The following is an 18,267-nucleotide window of genomic DNA, read 5'->3' on the forward strand; positions in this document are numbered from 1 at the left end:
CCAGCGGGCCGCCCACGGCCCGGACGGGGTACGACAGCGAACCCCGCCCCTCCGAATTGCCCCTTGTTCAGCGCCCTCCTAGAACTGGTGCTAGAACAGGCCCAGCGCCTGGACGCCCTGGCGTTCCTCGACGAGTTCGGCCACCGAGGCGTCGATGCGGGCACGGGAGAATACGTCGATGTCGAGCCCCTGGACGATCTGGTAGGTCCCCGCCGCGGTCGTGACAGGGAACGAGCTGAACAGTCCCTCCGGTACCCCGTACGATCCATCGGACGGGACGACCATGGAAGTCCAATCTCCGTCGGGCGTACCGTTCACCCACAGGCGCATGTGCTCGGTCGCCGCGTTCGCCGCCGACGCGGCGGAGGACGCGCCGCGCGCGGCGATGATCTCGGCGCCGCGGTTGGCCACGCGCGGGATGAACTCGCCGCCGATCCAATCCCGTTCCACCAGTTCTGTGGCCGGGCGGCCGTCGACGAGCGCATGCGTCAGGTCGGGGTATTGCGAGGCGGAGTGGTTGCCCCAGATGGCCACATTCGTCACGGCCGCCACGGGTGCCGCCGTCTTCGCGGCCAGCTGGGCGACGGCCCGGTTGTGGTCCAGCCGGGTCATGGCCGTGAAGCGCGACGCCGGGATGTCCGGGGCATGCGCGGATGCGATCAGGGCGTTGGTGTTGGCCGGATTTCCGACCACCACGACCCGGACGTCATCGGCGGCGCCGTCATTGAGTGCCTTCCCCTGCACGGAGAAGATCCCGCCGTTGGCCGTCAACAGGTCGGCGCGCTCCATGCCTGGGCCGCGGGGCCGGGAGCCCACCAGCAGGGCCAGGTTCGCGCCGTCGAACGCCCGTGCCGGGTCGTCAAAGACGTCCAGGCCGGCCACCAGCGGGAAGGCGCAGTCGAGCAGTTCCAGGACGGTTCCCTCGGCGGCCTTGACCGCCGGCGGTATCTCCAACAGGTTCAGCCTGACACGGACATCCGGGCCCAGCATGGCACCCGAGGCGATGCGGAACAGCAGGGCGTAGCCGATCTGCCCGGCGGCGCCCGTGACGGTGACAGTGACGGGCGAACTTGCTGCGGCGGCATTCATGCGGCCAGTCTAGCCACGCCCGGCGGAATGCCCCAGACCCCTTGACACGGCCGTGCGTCGATGATTGTATTTAACGCATCAGTTAAATAACGGATAGGTTAAATACGAAATGGCGACGGACCAGCTCAGCCTGATCTTCGGGGCCTTGGCGGATCCCACGCGGCGGGCCATCCTGGCCCGGCTCAGCGAGGGCGAGGCCACGGTCACCGAGCTGGCCGAGCCGTTCGACATTTCCCTCCCGGCCATCTCCCGGCACCTGAAGGTGCTGGAAACGGCCGGGCTCATCTCCCGCAGCCGGAACGCCCAGTGGCGCACCAGCCGGCTCGAGGCGGCACCCCTGAGGGACGTCGTCGCGTACATGGAGAAATACCGCCGGTTCTGGGACGAACGCCTGGTCCGGCTGGAACAGCATCTGGAACGCATGCAACAGGAGGACCAATCATGAGCGACACCCCCACAACCCTGCCCGGCGAAAGCATCGAAACGACCGCCAACACGCTGACCATCGTGCGCCGCCTCAACGCCCCGCGCGAACTCGTCTATGCGTCCTGGATCGACCCCGACCAGCTGGCCCAGTGGTGGGGCCCCGAGCACCTGCACACCCCGCGCGAGACCGTCACGATCGACCACCGCGTCGGCGGAACCTGGGCGGCTACCATGGTCATGGACGACTCCGGACAGGAGTTCCCGTCCGTCGGCCGCTTCACGCGCGTGGATCCGCCGAACGGCTTCTCGCTGCGCGAGGAGGCTGGCGGCCTGTTCCCGTTCGGCATGGAGATCCACGTGGACCTGGTTGACGACGGCGGCGTCACCGTCATGACCATCCGGCAGAACTTCGAGACCGAGTCCTTCGACTTCGGTGATTCGTTGTCCGGGTGGAGCACGTCCCTGGAGAAGCTGCGCCGCCGGCTGGAGCGCTAGAAACCGGGACCCCAGCCGCCCGGGGCGCCCATGTCCGGTCCCGCGGCGGCTCGGGAGGATGCACGCCGTCACGAGCGCAGGCTCAGCGGCGGCTGGATTTCGGTGAAGCGCAGCCGGGCGCCGGGGGCAAGCTGCGCCGCCTTGCCCAGATCGGCCGAGACGACCACGCCGGCGACGGGGTAGCCGCCCGTGACGGGGTGGTCGGCCAGGAACAGCACCGGCTGCCCCGACGGCGGAACCTGGATGGCGCCGGCCACGGTGCCCTCGCTGGGGAGCTCCCCGGCCCTGGCCCGCCGCAGCGGCCGCCCGGCCAGCCGCAGTCCGATCCGGTTCGACTCCGGCGCCACCGTCCAGTCCCGCCCGGCCAAGCCCGACGTGCCGGCATCGAACCAGGCGTCGCGCGGGCCGGCCACGTACCGCAGCACCGTCACCTCCGGCGGCGGGGGAGGCGGCGGCTCGGGGAACCCGACCGCAAGGCCCGGCCGGGCCGCGGCCACGGGCAGCCGGGCGCCGGCCGCCAACGGCGCCGGGCCCGTCCCCGACAACACGTCGGTGGCCCGGGATCCGAGAACGGCGGGCACGTCCAGGCCGCCGCGGACGGCCACGTAATTGCGGAAGCCGGGGCCCGCCGCCACCGCCAGCCGGTCACCGGTCGCCAAGGCGAGGGGCGCGTCGGTGGGCACCGCGACCGCGTCTCCGTCCGGCGTCGTGCGCGTCAGCGTCGCGCCCGCCCCGGTGACGGCGACGACCAGCGGCCCCACGGCCTCGATCACGAGTCCGCCCAGCACCGTCTCGAATGTGGCCGCGCCGGCGTCGTTGCCGACCAGCCGGTTGGCCCGGCGCAGCGCCCCGCGGTCCAGTGCCCCGGAGGCGGTGACGCCGAGGTCGGCCAGCCCGGGCCGGCCCAGGTCCTGGACGGTTGTCTGCGGCCCGGCGGAGCGGACCACGACAGCGCTGGCGGCGCTGCCGCCGCCGGAGGCCACCGGTGCGGCCGGCGGGGGCGCGGTCACGGTGGCGACATCCCGCACGGCGCGGAACCGGACACGATCGCCCGGGCGTACCAGGGCCGGGGCGGCCCGCGCGGGGTCCCACATCCGGGCGTCCGCGCGACCGATCAGCTGCCAGCCGCCCGGCGACACGCCCGGATACACGGCCGAATAGCGGCCGGCAACGGCCACCGACCCGGCGGGCACCGCCGTGCGCGGCGTGGCCCGGCGCGGCACGTCGACGCCGAGGACGCCGCCGCTGAGGTACATGAACCCGGGCGCGAACCCCCCGAACACGGCCGTCCACGGGCCGGCCGTGTGCCGGCGATGAGATTCTCGACGCCGACCCCCGCCAGCTGCGCCACGGCGGCCAGGTCCGCCCCGTCATAGGCGACGTCGATGGTGACGAGCGCGCCGGTCCGTTCCGGCGCCCGGGTCAGGTCGGCGGCGCGGACGGTGCCGGCGATGCGGCGCAGCGCGGCGGGCGAGCCGGCGCTGACCAATACGGTGCCGGCCGCCGCGACGACGTCCACCTGGTCCGGGTCCGGGGCCGCCAGCAGGACGGCGTGCAAGGCGAGCACCTCGTCGAGGTTGGCCAGTTCGACCAGGAAGGCGAGGTCGCCGACCGGGCGGATGACGGGGCGTGCGCTGTTCATCGGCGCTCTGTCATCACTGCTCAGGTTCGTCACTGCTCAGGCGAAGCGGGCCACGGTGACGCCGGCGCCGTCCAGCGCCGCACGCACGGCCGCCGCCATCGCCACCGCCCCGGGCGTGTCACCGTGCACGCAGATGCTGCGCGCGTCGACATCCACGGCGCTGCCGTCCCGGGCCGTGACCTGCCGGCGGACGGCAAGCCGCAGGGCCTGGTCGACGACGGCGCGCACGTCGGTCAGCACGGCGCCCGGGGTGCCTCGGGCCACGAGCGTGCCATCCGGGTTGTAGGCCCGGTCCGCGAACGCCTCACCCACCGTCGCCAGCCCGGCCTCATGGGCCACCCGCTCGATCACGCTGCCCGGCAACACCACCAGCGGCAGACGGGGATCGACGGCCAGCACGGCCGCCGCGACGGCACGGGCCTGCGGCTCGTGGTGGACGATCGCGTTGTACAGGGCCCCGTGCGGTTTCACGTGCGTCACGGCCGTGCCCTCGGCCCGGGCCAGCGCCTGCAGCGCCCCGATCTGGTACACGAGGTCGTCGGTCAGCCCGGCCGGGTCACAGTCGATGAACCGGCGGCCGAACCCGGCCAGGTCCCGGTAGCCGGGGTGGGCGCCGACTGCGAGGCCGCCCCGGGCCGCCGCCGCGCACGTGGCCCGGATGGTGCTCGGATCCCCGGCGTGGAAGCCGCACGCGACGTTCACGCTCGTGACCGACGCCATGATCCGGGCGTCGTCGCCGAACGTCCAAGGCCCGAACGACTCGCCCACATCGCTGTTCAGGTCAATGGTGTTCCGGTTGTTGCTGTCCAGTTGCATGGTTGGCGTGCCTCATCCCTTCCCCGGTGTGGCGGCGTGCCGCGGGGCCCCGCCGGACTCCCAGTCTGCCACCCCGCCACCCGACCCGCCCGGAATCGCGTGTTCGAACGAAGACGTCCGGTAGCATTGACGGTGTTGGGGTCTCAATTTAAAGTTCCAGGGGGGACTTCTATATGCCTTGGTGGTCGGTGCTCCTCATCCTTGTTGCGGCGTGGGTGGTCATTGTGCTGGGCATCGTCGCCTTCATGATCGGTGCCTCCCGTGGCCGCGCCCGCGAACGGGCCGCGCAACATGACCGGCCCGTCGACGCATCGGTTCCGGCCGGCGCCGTGCAGGCCCGCGCCAAGCGGTCCAAGGTTTCGTAGCTGCCGGCCGGCCGGTAGCAGCCCGTTCGCGCGGAAACCCTTCGCAGGAGTCCAGTACGCGCGTACCGTGGACTGGGGCAACTGTGGATCGGGACAGAAGTGTCGGGACAGTAGTGTCGAGGGACGGGGCAGGCCATGCGGAAACTCTCGGTAGTGAACAATGTGACGCTCGACGGCGTCATGCAGGCCCCGGGCCGGCCCGACGAGGACACCCGGGGCGGCTTCGGCCACGGCGGGTGGGCGGGCCCGTACAACGACCCGGTCATGGGCGAGTACATGGCCAAGGGCATGGCCAGCGGGGCGGACCTGCTGTTCGGCCGGCGCACGTGGGAGGACTTCTCCCGCGTCTGGCCCAACCAGCCGGGCAACCCGTTCTCGGAGCTGCTCGACCGGGTGCGCAAGTTCGTCGCGTCCCGCACGCTCGTCGAACCCCTCGGCTGGCAGAACTCCGTGCTGCTGGCCGGGGATGCGGCGCAGTCCGTCGCCGCGCTGAAGCAGACCGACGGACCGGACCTGGTGGTGCTCGGCAGCGGGGACCTGTTGCAGACGCTCCTGCGCGCGGGGCTGGTCGACACCATGACGCTCTCGATCCACCCCCTGGTGCTGGGCGAGGGGCGCAAGTTGTTCACGGACGAGCTGGCCCGCACCGCGCTGCGGCTGGAGGATTCCGTGGTGACGACCACCGGCGTCGTCATTGCCACGTACACCCCGGTGTGAGTCACGGGGACAGCAATGCCTCCACGCCCGGGACCAGCCAAGAGCGGGAACGATGGCGGAAGTCGCCGGGCGGGAGCCGCGCGGCGTGCTCGGGCAGACGGCCCAGCACCGGGACGTCCAGGGAATTGAAATGGGCCAGGTTCGAGCGTTCCACCGCCGAGGGGCGCGCCGGCCATGCCCCGACCACGACCCCGCCGACGCGCAGGCCGCGGGTTCGCAGCGCCTCCAATGTCAGCAGGGTGTGATTCAGCGTGCCGAGCGCACTCCGGCACACCACCACGGTGGCCGCGTCGGGGAAGTGCGCGGCGAGGTCCGCGATCGTGTGCCCGGCGCCGTCCAACGCCACGAGCAGCCCGCCGGCGCCCTCCACCAGGACCGTGTCATGCGCCGCCGCCAGCGCGCGGATGCGTGCGACGTGCCAGGCCAGCGGCGGCAGTGCGGCCCGTTCGGCGGTGGCGGCGGCTGCCGGGGCCATGGGTTCGCGCAGCCGCACCCCCTCATGGACGGAGGTGACGCCGGCCAGCCGCCGGACCTCGCCCATGTCGCCGGGATCGGCCGGGCCCACGCCGGTCTGCGCCGGCTTGTAGACGGCCACGCGGGAACCGCCGGCCGACAACACCGCGGCGAGGGCCGCCGTCGTCACCGTCTTGCCCACGTCCGTATCGGTTCCGGTGATGAACGTCACCGCCGGCAGGGCCGCGACCCAGGCGGTCATCGCGGGCCCCTGGCGGCCAGGACGGTGGTCGGGGCCTGGAACGACAGCAGCCGCAGCCAGTCGGGTGCGGGGCCGGCGGGGTGCAGGTCCGGGTATGCGGCGGCGGTTTCGGCCACGACGAGCGCCGTCTCCAGCTCCGCCAGTTTGGCGCCCAGGCAGCGGTGCAGGCCGTGGCCGAACGCGAGCGAATACGCGGTCGGCCCGGCGTCCTCGCCGTGGCGTCCGCTGAGCTCGAGCAGGATTTCGGCGCCGGCCGGCAGCGCCGTCCCGTCCAGTACGGTCTCGCGCACCGCCTGCCGCCGCCATGTGTGTACGGAGGATTCCGTGGCCAGCACGTGCCGGACGTGGGCGGTGGCGGCGGCAGGATCGGCCAGGCCGGGCCACCCGGCGTCCGCAAGTCCACGGAACAGGGCGGTGCTGATCAGCTGCGACGTGGTCTCCTGGCCCGCGATCACCAGGAAGTAGCCCAGCGAGCAGACCTCCTCGGTTGTCAATCCGGCGCCATGCAGCACGCCGAACAGGGAATCGCGCCCCCGGCTTGCCAGCACTTCCCCGCGCAACCAGAGGTGGAATTCGGCGGCGCTGCGGGCAAGCTCCACCTGGCGTTCGGTGTCCGGCCAACCCCAGAACAGTTCCAGCGAATCCCGGCTCCAGCGCTTCAGGACGTCCAGCTCCGGGTTGGGCTGGCCCGTCAACGCGGCCATGATGATCGGCGGGATCGGTGCGGCCACGGCCCGGACCAGGTCCACGGGGCCCACGGCCAGCGCCGCCTCAAGCCCGGTCAGCCGCTCACGGGCCAGCTCGCGCACCTGCGGGGCGATCCGGGCGACCTTCGCGGGCGTGAAGAACGCCCCCACCAGCTTGCGGACGGCACGGTGCCGGGCGCCCGTCGCCGAGGCCAGCACGGGTGGCAGCGCAAACCGGGCCCGGCTGAGGATGCGCAGGGCGGGCGGGGCCAGCGGCACCACCGAGGTCAGGGCGTTCGTCGGGGCGAAGTCGTCGCTGCGGCGCATGACCTCCCGGACGGCGTCCGGCTCACCGACCACGGTATACGGCGCCGTGGGTGTCATTGCGTCAGTCACGGCGCCGCCACCCCGATGGCGTCAGCCACCAGCGCGGCCGCACGGCGCACGTCCGCCGTCGTGAGGTCCGCCCGGGCGGTGAGCCGCAGCCGGGACACGCCGTCGGGCACGCTGGGCGGCCGGAAGCAGCCCACCAGGACGCCCGCGTCGTGGAGGGCGGCCGCCAACTCCAGCGCCGTGCCCGCCGAATGGACCGGAACGGACTGCACGGCGCCGGCCGCCGGGAGGACCCCGCAGCCGGCGGCCAACACCCCGGCATTGGCCAGGACGCGCCCGGCCAGCGCGGGCTCGGCCAGCACGATCCGGCAGGCCTGTGCCGCCGCGGCCGCCGACGCCGGTGCCAGGCCGGTGTCGAAGATGAACGTCCGGGCGGTGTTCACCAGGTGTTCGCGCAGCCCGGCCGAGCCCAGCACGGCGCCGCCCTGCGAGCCCAGCGCCTTTGACAACGTGGCCGTGAGCGCCACATGCGGGCTCCCGGACAGGCCCGCCGCATAGACGGCCCCGCGCCCGTGCCCGGCCACGCCGATGCCGTGCGCCTCGTCGACGAGCAGCAACGCATCATGCTCGGCGCACACCGCGGCCAACGCGGGCAGGTCCGCCGCGTCGCCCAGCACCGAATAGATGGACTCGACGACGACGACGGCACGCGGCTGGGCGCGCCCGGCCAGGGCCGCACGGACCGCCCCGATGTCATTGTGCGGCACGGCCTGCACGGGGGACCGGGACAGCCGGGCGGCGTCGATGAGCGAGGCATGAACATGGGCGTCGAGGACCAGCAGCGTCCCCGGCCCGCCCAGCGCCGTGAGCACGCCAAGATTGGCCGCGTACCCGCTGGAGAACACCAGCGCGGCCGGCTGGCCGGTGAGCGTGCACAGCTGCTCCTCCAGGTCCGCATGCGCCGCCGTCGTGCCGCAAACCACCCGAGACGCCCGGGCGCCGGCGCCGTGCCGGCGGAGGGCGCCGACGGCCGCGTCGATGAGACGCGGATCGGCGGACAGGCCCAGGTAGTCGTTGGACGCCAGATCCAGCAGGGGCCGTGCGGAATCGGGGGGTGTCGCCGCGCGGACCAGCCCGCGCCGGCGGCGCACCCGCGCACGCGAATCCAGCCACGCGTCCAGGGCGGACGGGGGAGTGCCGGCCATCAGCCGTGCACCGCCTCGACCGCGGCGCAGATGCCCGCGCCGATGCGGGCGACGTCGTCGGCGCTGCTGATGTAGGGCGGCATGGTGTAGACGAGATTGCGGAACGGGCGCACCCACACACCACGTTCCAGCGCGGCGCGAGTGAGCGCCGGGACATCGACGGGCCCCTTGAGCTCGACGACGCCGACGGCGCCGAGCACGCGCACGTCGCGCACACAGGACAGGCCCGCGGCCGGGGCCAGCGAATCGGCCAGCCCGGCTTCGATGGTCGCCACCTGCCCTCGCCAGGGGACCTCTGCCAGCAGGCCCAGCGACGCGGACGCGACGGCGCAGGCCAGCGGATTGCCCATGAACGTGGGCCCGTGCAGCAGGGCGCGCAGCGGCGATCCGGTGACGGCGTCGGCGACGGCGGAGGTGCACAGCATCGCCGCCAGCGTCAGGTACCCGCCCGTCAGGGCCTTGCCCACGCACATGATGTCCGGCGCCACGGCCGCCCACTCCGCGGCGAACAGCCGGCCCGTCCGGCCGAAGCCGGTGGCGATCTCGTCCAGGATGAGCAGCAGGCCGTGCTCGCGCGCCACCCGCGCGGCCGCGGCCAGGCACTCCGGGGCGTACACGTGCATGCCGCCGGCGCCCTGCAGGACGGGCTCGGCGATGATCGCGGCCAGGGCGCCGGCGTGCCGGGCCACCGTCCGCTCCAGGACGTCGACCCAGGCGGTGACCTCCCGCGCGTCGGCGACGAGCCGGCCGTTTACGAGCCGGGCGGCGGGCGGTCGGGGCAGGAACCGCTGTTCGGCCACCAGCGAGGGGAATTCGGCGTGCATGCCGTCGACGGGGTCGCAAACGCTCATCGCCGCGAACGTGTCCCCGTGGTAGCCGCCGCGCAGCGCCAGGAAGCCGGTCCGGCCGGGGTGGCCCGTGGCCCGCTGGTACTGCACGGCCAGTTTCATGGCCACCTCCACCGACACGGACCCCGAGTCCGCGAGGAAGACGTGCGCCAACCCGGCCGGGGCCAACGCCGTCAGCTGCTCGGCCAACACCACGGCCGGCTCGTGGGTCAGCCCGCCGAACATGACATGGCTGAACCGGGCGGCCTGCCCCAGCAGTGCCCGGTCCAGCACCGGGTGCCGGTAGCCGTGGACGGCCGACCACCACGAGCTCATGGCGTCGACGGCCTCGAAGCCGGAACCGTCCGCCGCGGCCAGGCGCAGCCGTGTCCCCTCCGCCGACGTCACCGCGTAGGGGGCGTCCCCGTCCAGCGGGGCGTACGGGTGCCAGAGGAGCCCCTGATCGCGCCCGATAAGGTTGCCGCGCGCCGCGAGCGTGGCGCTACACATTCGGGGCCACGGCCGTGCCGGCGCCGCGGCGCCGGATGGCGACGGGGGCACCGGGCCGCGATCCGCCGTCGTCCCTCTGGCCGAGCCTGTCCTTGCCCAGCACGGTGAAGCCGTTGTCGGCGATCATGGCCAGGTCGGCGTCCGCCTCCTGCCCCTCGCTGGTGAGGTAGTCGCCCAGGAACAGCGAATTGGCCACGTGCAGGGCCAGCGGCTGGAGCGTGCGCAGGTGCATCTCGCGACCGCCGGCCATGCGCAGCTCGGCGTCGGGGCAGGCGAAGCGGATCATGGCCAGGATGCGCAGGCAGCGGGCGGGGGTGAGCAGCCAGGTGCCCTCCAGTGGCGTGCCGTCGAACGGCATGAGGAAGTTGACCGGAATCGAGTCGGCGGCCAGCTCGCGGAGCGCGAAGACGGCGTCGACCAGGTCGTCATCGGTTTCGCCCAGGCCCACGATCAGGCCGGAACAGGGGGACAGGCCCGCGTCCCTGGCCCGCTCCACGGTGTCCACACGGTCCGTGTACTCGTGCGTCGAGCAGATGTCCGCGTAGTTGTCCTCGCTGGTGTTCAGGTTGTGGTTGTACGCGTCGACGCCGGCACGCTTGAGCCGCTGCGCCTGGCCGTCCTTGAGCAGGCCCAGGCACGCGCAGACCTCCACGCCGGGGTGCTCGTCCTTGAGCCCGTCCACCATGGACGCCACGCGCTCCACGTCCCGGTCGGTGGGGCCGCGGCCGCTGGCCACCAGGCACACCCGCGACGCGCCGGCACGGATGCCGGTGGCCGCCTGGGCCACCGCCTCCTCGGGCTTCAGCCACGTGTATTTGAGGATCTGCGCGGCCGAGCCGAGGCGTTGCGAACAGTAGGTGCAGTCCTCCGGGCACAGGCCGGATTTCAGGTTGACCAGGTAGTTGACCTTGACGGTGTTGCCGAAGTGGGCGCGGCGCAGGCGGGCGGCGGCCGCGACGACGTCGAGCAGCCGGTCGTCGCTTGATTGGAGCACGGAGAGCGCCTCGGCGCGGGTCAGGGTGCCACCGGAGCGCTGCCGGGTGGCCAGGTCGTCAAAATAATTGAACACCGTTCAAGTATGGGAAGCCGGCGCCGGACTGTCAATCGCCGGGTGTGAACGTGCGGCCCGGCCATGGGGCAAGATGGAGGTGCGCCGCAGGCGCGGGGAGGGGTTGGGAGCATGCCGTTGACACGGGAGCAGGTGGTGGGCGCCGCGCTGGCCATCCTGCGCGATTTCGGGCTGGCCGACCTGTCCATGCGACGCCTGGCCCGTGACCTGGGCGTCCAGCCGGGCGCGCTGTACTGGCATGTGAAGAACAAGCAGGAATTGCTCGGCGTGCTGGCCGGCCGGATCCTCGCCGGCGTGCCGCTGCCCGCCGGTGGCGTGGGGCCCGGTGCTTCGGATGGCTTGGGCGCAGTGCGGCGTGTGGCCGCTGACATCCGTACGGCCCTGTTGTCGGTGCGCGACGGCGCCGACGTCGTCTCGCTGGCACAGGCGCTGACGCCGGAATCGTTAGCCCCGCTCACCGCGCTGCGGTCGCTGTTGGCCGATTCCGGCCTCGGCGAACGCCAGGCCCGCTGGGGCGCCCGGACGCTGACGCACTACATCCTCGGGGCCGTGGCCGAGGAACAGACCCATGCCGAGCTCGCCGCGGCCGGCCTCCTGGCCGGAGACAGGGAAGCCGGCGGCAGGGGAGCCGGCTCCGGGGAGCCCGGCGGCGACGAGGCCTTCCGGTTCGGCGTGGACATCGTCCTGGCCGGATTGGCCGGGCTCTCCGCGAGCCCGGCCTGACCCGCGGTGGTCGAGCCCGTCGAGACCCGCGGCAACGGGCCGCGAACAAGGAAAAGCCCCGCCGTCCGGGTCACGGAGGCGGGGCGGATCGGTGGTCGTGCATCGAGGCCCTCGATTTCGACGGGCTCAATCACCGAACGGGCTCAATTGCCGGGTCGGGGCTACAGCGTGGCGGTGGCCACGTCGAAGTCGAGCCGGTGCAGGCGCGGGCGGTCGATGACGCCGTTCGGCTTGCCCAGGTTCACGACCATGAAGGACTTGTGGGTGGAGCCGGCGTTGAACTCGGCATCCATCCCGGCGTTGTCGAAACCGGTCATCGGGCCGGCGGCCAGGCCGGCGGAGCGGGCGGCGACCACGAAGTAGCCGGCCTGCAGGTGCGCGTTGTTCGCGGCCATGGCCAGCCGGCCCTCGACGTTCTCGGCGAACATCGGTGCCATGCCGGCCGCGTGCGGGGCCGTCGAGCCGAGCAGCTCGTGCCAGTCGGTGTCGTAGCTGAGCAGTGCGACCATGGGGGCGGCCAGCGTCTTGTCCTTGTTGCCGTCGTTCATGTGGGCGACCAGGCGCTCGCGGGCCTCGGCCGAGCGCACCCAGGTGATCCGCAACGGCTGGATGTTCATGGCCGTCGGGCCCATCCTCGTCAGCGTGTACACGGCCTGCAAGGTCGCCTCTGAGATCTCGTCAGGAGCGAAGGAGTTGGCGGTGCGCGCCTCGAGGAACAGGGCCGCGGCGGCGTCCGGGTCGAGGATCAGTTCGTCCTGAAGGTTGATTTCGGTGGCCAGATCGACGCTCACGCGGTGCCCGCTTTCTTCATGCGTATGTATATTTCCACCTATAGTCAGCGTGGCGCGGGCGCAAATTGTTTCCCGAATCGACGTGACATGCCTCACGTCGCCCGGACGGCCGGTGGTACGGGACGGATCCGCGCCGCCGTGCTGCCGTAGGCTGTGGCGGTGATGACCAGAACAACGACGGCGGCGGACACCTCGTCCTTCAGCCGCACCTTGGCGCTGTTGGTCGCCGGCACGTACTTCATGGAGATCCTCGACGGCACCATCATCGCCACGGCGGCCGCCGGCATGGCCGTGGACCTGCATGTGCGCCCGGTGGACATCAACGCCGCCATGACGTCCTACCTGATCACGCTGGCCGTGGGCATCCCCATCAGCGGCTGGCTGGCCGAACGCTTCGGCGCCAGGAAGGTCTTCACGCTCGCCATCGCCGTGTTCACCGTCGCGTCCCTGCTGTGCGCCGTGAGCCCCAACCTATTGCTGCTGTGCCTGGCCCGGATGTTGCAGGGCCTGGGCGGCGCCATGATGGTCCCGGTGGGCCGGCTGGTGGTGCTGCGCGACGCCGACCGCAAGCAATTCCTGGAGGCCATCGCCTACCTGACCTGGCCGGCCCTGGTGGCCCCGGTCATCGCCCCGGCGCTGGGCGGCCTGCTCACCACCTATGCCAGCTGGCACTGGATTTTCCTGATCAACGTCCCCCTGGGTGTGGTTGCCATCGTCGTCGCCACGCGGGTCGTTCCCACCGTTCGGGCACGCCGCGTGCCGCCACCGGACTGGGTCGGCTTCGCGCTGTGCGGCATTGCCCTGGCGGCCCTGGTGGTGGGCATGGACCGGATCGGCTCGTCACCCACCCGGTGGGCCGTCGTCGTGCTCTGGTTTGCGGTGGCCATCCTGGCCGGTGGCACCATGCTGGCCTGGTTCCGGCACTCGCGCCATCCGCTGCTGGACCTGCGTGCCCTGCGCATCCCCACGTTCCGCGTGGGCAATGCAGGCGGCGGCCTGTACCGGCTGGTCATCAACGCCGTGCCATTCCTGCTGCCGCTGATGTTCCAGCTCGGATTTGGCTGGACCGCGGCCGAGGCGGGGTTGATGACCATGGCCGTGTTCGCCGGCAACGTGCTGATCAAGCCGGCCACGACGCCGCTGATCCGCCGCCTCGGCTTCCGCGGCGTGCTGTTGATCAGCAATGCCGGCGGGGCCGTCGTGCTGGCCGCGTGCGGGTTGCTGGGTCCGGCGACGCCGCCGGCCGTGATTGCCGCCGTCCTGTTTGCCAGTGGCGTGCTCCGGTCCGTCGGGTTCAGCGCCTACAACACGCTGCAGTTCGCTGACGTGCCGCAGGCGCGCATGTCCGGCGCCAACACCCTGTCCTCCACCATCGCCCAGGTGGCGACCGGCCTGGGCGTGGCCGTGGGGGCGCTGATCCTGCGCGCCGCCGACGCGCTGCTGGCTGGGACCGTACCGGGGGCGCCCGTGGTGGTCAGCTACCAGTGGACGTTCGCCGTGCTGGCCGTGCTCATGCTCTACCCGGTGTTCGAGGCTGTCGTCATGCCGAAGCTGGCGGGCGACGGGGTGCGCGCCCGCTGAACCGCGGGATGGCGCAGCCTGACGGGTTGCCGGCACGACATATTTCCTACGCACATTTCCTGCGGCGGGGCCGACCATGCCATGATGCAGGCACCGGGCACCGGGCACAGGGAGCAACGCAAGGGAGCGCTGGCGCATGACACCGTGGAAAATCCGTGACTTCCACTCGCAGGACGTGGAGGGGATCCTGGCGCTGTGGCTGTCGCTGCGCGCCGCCGGCCTCGATCCCGTCTACGACCTGTCCGAGGTGCTGGCCTCGTGCGAGAAGGACCACGCCGTCGTCGCCGTGCACGGTGAGCAGGTGGTGGGCGCCGCCGTCGCCCGCGCCGCCCACGACCAGGGCTGGATCGTGTTCCTGTCCACGCTGCCGGACTTCCGCGGCCGCGGCATCGGCACGTCGCTGCTCGCCGCCGTCGAGAACCGCATGGCCCACTATGGGCTGAACAAGCTCTCCGCGCTCATGCCGGAGACGGAGACCCGGGTGGAGGCGTTCACGAACCGCGGCTTCGCCGTGAAGAAGAACCTGCGCTACTTCGAGCGCCGCATCCCCGTCCAGCGGGCCGAGCTCGGGGCGCTGGAGGAACTCGGCGGCCGGCTGCTGCCCCGCGACCTGTGGGACCGGGTGGCCGGCATGGCGGCGGAGAAGGAACTGCTGGAGCGCCGGCTCGTGCTGCCGCTGGCGGAGGCGGAGCTGGCCGAGGAGTTCGGCGTCGTGCCGCCGCGCGCCGTCGTGCTGTTCGGCCCGCCCGGCACGGGCAAGACCACGTTCGCGAAGGCCATCGCGTCCCGGCTGGAGTGGCCGTTCGTGGAGGTGTTCCCGTCCCGGCTGGCCGCGGACCCGGCCGGGCTGGCGGGCGCGCTGCGCCAGACGTTCCTGGACATCGCCGAGCTGGAGCATGCCGTCGTGTTCATCGACGAGGTCGAGGAGATCGCCTCGAAGCGTTCCGGCGAGCCGCCGTCACCGCTGCAGGGCGTGACCAACGAGCTGCTGAAGATCATCCCGGCGTTCCGCGACCAGCCCGGCCGGCTGCTGGTGTGCGCCACGAACTTCATCCGCTCCCTGGACAAGGCGTTCCTGCGCCACGGCCGGTTCGACTATGTCATCCCGATCGGCCTGCCCGATTCCGAGGCCCGCACGGCCATGTGGGGGCGTTTCATCCCGGCCGCCGTGATCGACGGCGTCGACGTGCCGGAGCTTGTCGGCGCCAGCGAGGGCTTCTCGCCGGCGGACATCGAGTTCGCCGCCCGCAGCGCCTCCCAGCGGGCGCTGGAGAAGGCCATCTACGACGACGTGCCCGTCGCCGACCGCCGTGGCCCGGTCACCGCCGACTACCTGGACACCATCGCGGACACGCGCGCCACGGTCAGCGACGCGGTCCGGCAGGCGTTCCTGGAGGACATCGACCTGCTGGCCCGGACGTAGCGGCGCTAGGTGTCTAGGGCTCGCAGCGCGTCGTCATGGTGAGCGTCATGGTGCCGTCCGCCTCGCCGAGGGTGAAGTCCGCGCGCAGCCCGGCCAGCTCCGCCAGGGATGCCGCATGCGTGCCACCACAGGGGATGGACGCCGCGCCCCCGGGCAGCCCGGCCACCCAGTAGCGCCGATCGGTCAGCGCCGGGCCGTCGCAGTCGACCCGGACTGGCGCCCCGGTTGCGACCCACTCGGCCAGCGTGGCGTTCACGTCGGCAGCCAGCCCGGCCAGGCCGTCGTCGAGCCCGCCGCCGGTGAGCCAGTCCGCGCCGAATCCCTTGCGGCGCAGTGACTTGTTCAGCCGGTACACGTCCACCGCGCCGAACTCGGTGATGGTCGAGGACGCGATCGCGGCGCCGTCGAAATCGGGTGCGCCGAGCGCATCGGCGCGGGTCTCCTTTGTCCACCGCGGCGCCAGCGCCCGGTTCAGTGCCAGCGACGCCAGGTGGCAGCCGGTGTGGCCCAGGCTCAGGGCCCGCCGCCTTTCGGCATCGACCCGGAGCGCGACGGCGGCGCCCTCGGTGACGGCCGCATCGCCGGGCAGCAGATGCGCTACGACGAACGCCCACCCGTCGGTGCCCTTGCGCACGGGGATGTCGGCGCCGAGGTGCAGGGCGGCGCCGTCGGTGGCGGCCACGACGCAATCGAGCACCGGCCAGGTGTCCGTGTCCGTGGACAGCGTGCCGGTGTCCGGGCCCTGGTCGGGCCAGCCCGCGTCAACGGGGTGGAACGGCGTCGCATCGACCAGGACGACTTTTTGTCCGTCGTGGGTCGCGACATTGCCGTCGACGTGCAGGACCGTGCCGGTGCCCGACAGGGCCTGCCCGGGGTAGCTGACGAGTGTGTCGATGCGGGGGAGTGTCATGGCAACAGCCTAGAGGGCGCCGGGCCCTGCCCGGACCGGCCGGCCCCCGGCAGCCCCTCGAGCAGAGGCTGGAGCCGGTACGGGATGTGTTCGTGCAGCCCGAGCGACGTCTCGGTGCGGATGACGCCCTTGATGCGCAGGATCTGCCGCAGCGCGACCTGCAGGTGGTGGACGTCGCGGGCGGCCACCCGGCACCAGACGTCGCCGCGGCCGGAGATCTCGAACACCTCAAGGACCTGCGGGACCGCGCGCAGCGCGGCGATGACGCCGTCCAGGTCGCGGTGGGTGACCTCGACGGTGATGAACGCCACGACGTCATAGCCGACGGCGGCCAGGTCCACGTCCCGTCCGCCGTTGCGCAGCACCCCGCCGCGCTGCAGCCGGCGCAGGTGCGACTGCACCGTGTTGCGGGCCACGCCGAGCAGCTCGGCCAGCTCGCTGACCTGGGCCCGGGGGTCGTCGATCAGGGCCAGCACGAGGCGGACGTCGAGGGGGTCGAGGGTGCTCACGAAGCTCACTCCGGGACTGGTTGGGGCACGGGATTTGATCATTCTGGCACATTGTTCCGCGAGTGGTCGATCACCACGTGCAATGACGGCATCCTTGAGGTGAATTTGCGTGATTTCCGCGCCTTCCATGAACACCGCTTCGACGCGGCATCGACCCCCGGAGGACCCATGACGGTACTGCGTGAACTGCGGATGCGGCCGCCCTCCCGTCCTGCCCGCGCGTGGGATGCGTCCACGGTGACGCGCCTGGTGCTGGCAGGCACCGTCATCTTCGTGCTGCTCGTCGGGGCGAACCTGGCCACGCCGCTGTATCCGCTCCTGCAGGCCCGGCTCGGCTTCGATTCGTTCGGGCTGACCGTGGCGTTCAGCGCGTATGTGCTCTCGCTCATCGGCGGCCTCGTGCTCTTCGGGCACTGGTCCGACCACATCGGCAGGCGGGCCGCGCTGGTGCTGGCCGTCGTCGTCGGCCTCGCCGGCGGCCTCGTGTTCGGGCTGGCCGGCAGCCTGCCGCTGCTGGTGCTCGGCCGCGCCCTGCAAGGTCTCGCCGTGGCCCTCGCCACCGGGGCCAGCGCGGCGGCGCTGCGCGAGCTCCTGCCGGCGCGCCCGGAGTGGGCGTCGCGGTTCACGCTGCTCGCGTCCTCCGGCGGGGTGGCGGTGGGGCCGGTGGCCGGTGGGCTGCTGTCGCTGCTGCCGGACGGCAGCCAGGCTCCGTTCCTGGTCCATTCGATCGTGCTGGCCGCGCTGCTGGTGCCATTGCTGCTGCTCGATGCGCGTCCCGCCATCGGCGCGTCCGGGCGGGGGCCCGCGGTGCTGTTGCCGCGCCGCCCGACCGTGTCCCGCCGGGCCCGGGGCACGTTCTGGATGGCGGCGCTGACCGGGTTCCTCAGCTTCGCCGTGTTCGGGTTCTGCCTGTCCCTGGCGCCGGGGTATTTCGCGCACATCATGCACGCGGATTCCCGTCCGGTCATCGGCCTGCTGGCGGCGCTGACGCTGGCGTGTTCGGCGCTCAGCCAGCTCGTGTCGCTGCGCGGCCGGTTCCTGGTCCCGGCCGGGCTGCTGGTGCTGGGCGCGTCCGTGGTGTTGTTCGCCGTGGCGGGCGCCGTCGGGTCGCCGTGGCTGCTCGTGGCCGCCGGCATGGGTGCCGGGCTCGGCCAGGGCGTCGCGTTCCGGGTCGTGTTCAACAACGTGGCCGGCGCGGCCGAACCGGGCCGGCAGGCGCAGATTGTCTCGGCCGTGTACATCGTGACGTACCTGGGCAGTGCCCTCCCGGTCCTGGGTTTGGGCATGGCTGTGCGGGTGTGGGACCTGCAGGGTTGTGTCGCGTGGTTCGCGACGGCCGTCGCCGCGGCCTGCGCCGTCCTGGCCGTGGTGTCCGTCCGCCACCCAACTGGTGGACGGTAGTTGCACGAAATCCGCCGAAAACGTGCAGCAAGTG

General features: G+C 72.3%; 19 protein-coding genes and 1 pseudogene. 8 read left to right on the forward strand and 12 right to left on the reverse strand.

The window, feature by feature from the left end:
* Nucleotides 1-90: 90 nt before the first annotated feature.
* Complete coding sequence (locus EJC77_RS12930; protein WP_125613260.1) at nt 91-1,089, reverse strand: malate dehydrogenase; 999 nt, start codon at nt 1,087-1,089, stop codon at nt 91-93.
* A 109-nt stretch (nt 1,090-1,198) separates the two neighbouring features.
* Here EJC77_RS12930 and EJC77_RS12935 point away from each other — a divergent pair, with 109 nt between their 5' ends.
* Both EJC77_RS12935 and EJC77_RS12940 read left to right on the forward strand, forming a co-directional pair.
* Nucleotides 1,199-1,534, forward strand: coding sequence for an ArsR/SmtB family transcription factor (locus tag EJC77_RS12935; RefSeq protein WP_125613262.1), 336 nt, complete (start codon nt 1,199-1,201; stop codon nt 1,532-1,534).
* Nucleotides 1,531-2,010 (forward strand): SRPBCC family protein, encoded by a 480-nt coding sequence (locus EJC77_RS12940; protein WP_125613264.1) that lies wholly within the window; start codon nt 1,531-1,533, stop codon nt 2,008-2,010. Before EJC77_RS12935 ends, EJC77_RS12940 begins: the two co-directional genes overlap by 4 nt.
* A gap of 68 nt (nt 2,011-2,078) precedes the next feature.
* Here EJC77_RS12940 and EJC77_RS12945 read toward each other — a convergent pair whose 3' ends face one another.
* The 3 genes and pseudogenes from EJC77_RS12945 to EJC77_RS12950 all read right to left on the reverse strand — a co-directional run bounded on the left by EJC77_RS12945 (nt 2,079) and on the right by EJC77_RS12950 (nt 4,468).
* Entirely contained in the window at nt 2,079-3,104 is a 1,026-nt protein-coding gene (locus EJC77_RS12945) for a 5-oxoprolinase subunit C family protein (RefSeq protein ID WP_420820317.1), read from the reverse strand.
* 27 nt (nt 3,105-3,131) lie between these two features.
* Nucleotides 3,132-3,652 (reverse strand): annotated as a pseudogene (locus EJC77_RS21585) (carboxyltransferase domain-containing protein); the annotation flags it as partial.
* A gap of 36 nt (nt 3,653-3,688) precedes the next feature.
* A complete protein-coding gene (locus EJC77_RS12950; RefSeq protein ID WP_125613266.1) occupies nt 3,689-4,468 on the reverse strand; it encodes a LamB/YcsF family protein in 780 nt (259 codons plus the stop codon).
* Nucleotides 4,469-4,641: 173 nt separating this feature from the next.
* On the opposite strand from EJC77_RS12950, the gene EJC77_RS12955 reads away from it, so the two are divergent.
* Both EJC77_RS12955 and EJC77_RS12960 read left to right on the forward strand, forming a co-directional pair.
* Nucleotides 4,642-4,833, forward strand: coding sequence for a hypothetical protein (locus tag EJC77_RS12955; protein WP_125613268.1), 192 nt, complete (start codon nt 4,642-4,644; stop codon nt 4,831-4,833).
* 153 nt (nt 4,834-4,986) lie between these two features.
* Nucleotides 4,987-5,550, forward strand: coding sequence for a dihydrofolate reductase family protein (locus EJC77_RS12960; protein ID WP_240630226.1), 564 nt, complete (start codon nt 4,987-4,989; stop codon nt 5,548-5,550).
* 1 nt (nt 5,551) lies between these two features.
* Here the strand turns inward: EJC77_RS12960 and bioD are convergent, their stop codons facing one another.
* From bioD to bioB, 5 genes are read right to left on the reverse strand one after another with little or no spacing between them, the layout of a single operon-like run.
* Entirely contained in the window at nt 5,552-6,265 is a 714-nt protein-coding gene (bioD, locus tag EJC77_RS12965; RefSeq protein WP_125613272.1) for a dethiobiotin synthase, read from the reverse strand.
* On the reverse strand, nt 6,262-7,347 hold the full coding sequence (locus EJC77_RS12970) for a cytochrome P450 (protein ID WP_240630228.1): 1,086 nt from the start codon (nt 7,345-7,347) through the stop codon (nt 6,262-6,264). Before EJC77_RS12970 ends, bioD begins: the two co-directional genes overlap by 4 nt.
* Nucleotides 7,344-8,489, reverse strand: coding sequence for an 8-amino-7-oxononanoate synthase (locus EJC77_RS12975; RefSeq protein WP_125613274.1), 1,146 nt, complete (start codon nt 8,487-8,489; stop codon nt 7,344-7,346). The genes EJC77_RS12970 and EJC77_RS12975 overlap by 4 nt, the downstream gene beginning before the upstream one ends.
* On the reverse strand, nt 8,489-9,826 hold the full coding sequence (locus tag EJC77_RS12980; protein WP_125613276.1) for an adenosylmethionine--8-amino-7-oxononanoate transaminase: 1,338 nt from the start codon (nt 9,824-9,826) through the stop codon (nt 8,489-8,491). Before EJC77_RS12980 ends, EJC77_RS12975 begins: the two co-directional genes overlap by 1 nt.
* A complete protein-coding gene (gene bioB, locus EJC77_RS12985; RefSeq protein WP_205787262.1) occupies nt 9,819-10,895 on the reverse strand; it encodes a biotin synthase BioB in 1,077 nt (358 codons plus the stop codon). Before bioB ends, EJC77_RS12980 begins: the two co-directional genes overlap by 8 nt.
* Before the next feature lie 111 nt (nt 10,896-11,006).
* On the opposite strand from bioB, the gene EJC77_RS12990 reads away from it, so the two are divergent.
* Nucleotides 11,007-11,618 (forward strand): TetR/AcrR family transcriptional regulator C-terminal domain-containing protein, encoded by a 612-nt coding sequence (locus tag EJC77_RS12990; RefSeq protein ID WP_125613278.1) that lies wholly within the window; start codon nt 11,007-11,009, stop codon nt 11,616-11,618.
* A gap of 161 nt (nt 11,619-11,779) precedes the next feature.
* Here the strand turns inward: EJC77_RS12990 and EJC77_RS12995 are convergent, their stop codons facing one another.
* Nucleotides 11,780-12,409 carry a malonic semialdehyde reductase gene (locus EJC77_RS12995; protein ID WP_240630230.1) on the reverse strand — a complete coding sequence of 210 codons (630 nt, stop codon included), beginning with the start codon at nt 12,407-12,409 and terminating at the stop codon, nt 11,780-11,782.
* A 162-nt stretch (nt 12,410-12,571) separates the two neighbouring features.
* On the opposite strand from EJC77_RS12995, the gene EJC77_RS13000 reads away from it, so the two are divergent.
* On the forward strand, nt 12,572-13,990 hold the full coding sequence (locus EJC77_RS13000) for an MFS transporter (protein ID WP_125613282.1): 1,419 nt from the start codon (nt 12,572-12,574) through the stop codon (nt 13,988-13,990).
* Between the two features lie 136 nt (nt 13,991-14,126).
* The gene (locus EJC77_RS13005) at nt 14,127-15,413 is read left to right on the forward strand and encodes an ATP-binding protein (protein ID WP_125613285.1); all 1,287 of its coding nucleotides are present in this window, start codon (nt 14,127-14,129) and stop codon (nt 15,411-15,413) included.
* Between the two features lie 13 nt (nt 15,414-15,426).
* On the opposite strand, the gene EJC77_RS13010 is transcribed toward EJC77_RS13005, so the two are convergent.
* Together EJC77_RS13010 and EJC77_RS13015 are read right to left on the reverse strand one after the other, a co-directional pair.
* Nucleotides 15,427-16,323, reverse strand: coding sequence for an alanyl-tRNA editing protein (locus EJC77_RS13010; RefSeq protein WP_125613286.1), 897 nt, complete (start codon nt 16,321-16,323; stop codon nt 15,427-15,429).
* On the reverse strand, nt 16,320-16,832 hold the full coding sequence (locus EJC77_RS13015) for an Lrp/AsnC family transcriptional regulator (RefSeq protein WP_240630232.1): 513 nt from the start codon (nt 16,830-16,832) through the stop codon (nt 16,320-16,322). The genes EJC77_RS13010 and EJC77_RS13015 overlap by 4 nt, the downstream gene beginning before the upstream one ends.
* Before the next feature lie 168 nt (nt 16,833-17,000).
* Between EJC77_RS13015 and EJC77_RS13020 the strand changes: the two genes are divergently transcribed.
* Nucleotides 17,001-18,233 carry an MFS transporter gene (locus EJC77_RS13020; RefSeq protein ID WP_125613290.1) on the forward strand — a complete coding sequence of 411 codons (1,233 nt, stop codon included), beginning with the start codon at nt 17,001-17,003 and terminating at the stop codon, nt 18,231-18,233.
* The last annotated feature ends 34 nt before the right edge of the window (nt 18,234-18,267 follow it).

This window comes from Specibacter cremeus (assembly GCF_003946885.1).
Classification (GTDB): Bacteria; Actinomycetota; Actinomycetes; order Actinomycetales; family Micrococcaceae; genus Specibacter; species Specibacter cremeus.

Excerpts from the sequence above, each read along its gene's own strand:
- EJC77_RS13020 (WP_125613290.1), top strand. The coding sequence starts at position 17,001 with ATGACGGTACTGCGTGAACTGCGGATGCGGCCGCCCTCCCGTCCTGCC.
- EJC77_RS13010 (WP_125613286.1), bottom strand. The coding sequence starts at position 16,323 with ATGACACTCCCCCGCATCGACACACTCGTCAGCTACCCCGGGCAGGCC.
- EJC77_RS13000 (WP_125613282.1), top strand. The coding sequence starts at position 12,572 with ATGACCAGAACAACGACGGCGGCGGACACCTCGTCCTTCAGCCGCACC.
- EJC77_RS12945 (WP_420820317.1), bottom strand. The coding sequence starts at position 3,104 with ATGTGGGACCCCGCGCGGGCCGCCCCGGCCCTGGTACGCCCGGGCGAT.
- EJC77_RS12930 (WP_125613260.1), bottom strand. The coding sequence starts at position 1,089 with ATGAATGCCGCCGCAGCAAGTTCGCCCGTCACTGTCACCGTCACGGGC.
- bioD (WP_125613272.1), bottom strand. The coding sequence starts at position 6,265 with ATGACCGCCTGGGTCGCGGCCCTGCCGGCGGTGACGTTCATCACCGGA.
- EJC77_RS13005 (WP_125613285.1), top strand. The coding sequence starts at position 14,127 with ATGACACCGTGGAAAATCCGTGACTTCCACTCGCAGGACGTGGAGGGG.
- EJC77_RS12940 (WP_125613264.1), top strand. The coding sequence starts at position 1,531 with ATGAGCGACACCCCCACAACCCTGCCCGGCGAAAGCATCGAAACGACC.
- EJC77_RS12980 (WP_125613276.1), bottom strand. The coding sequence starts at position 9,826 with ATGTGTAGCGCCACGCTCGCGGCGCGCGGCAACCTTATCGGGCGCGAT.
- EJC77_RS12950 (WP_125613266.1), bottom strand. The coding sequence starts at position 4,468 with ATGCAACTGGACAGCAACAACCGGAACACCATTGACCTGAACAGCGAT.
- EJC77_RS12990 (WP_125613278.1), top strand. The coding sequence starts at position 11,007 with ATGCCGTTGACACGGGAGCAGGTGGTGGGCGCCGCGCTGGCCATCCTG.
- EJC77_RS12935 (WP_125613262.1), top strand. The coding sequence starts at position 1,199 with ATGGCGACGGACCAGCTCAGCCTGATCTTCGGGGCCTTGGCGGATCCC.
- EJC77_RS12975 (WP_125613274.1), bottom strand. The coding sequence starts at position 8,489 with ATGGCCGGCACTCCCCCGTCCGCCCTGGACGCGTGGCTGGATTCGCGT.
- EJC77_RS12955 (WP_125613268.1), top strand. The coding sequence starts at position 4,642 with ATGCCTTGGTGGTCGGTGCTCCTCATCCTTGTTGCGGCGTGGGTGGTC.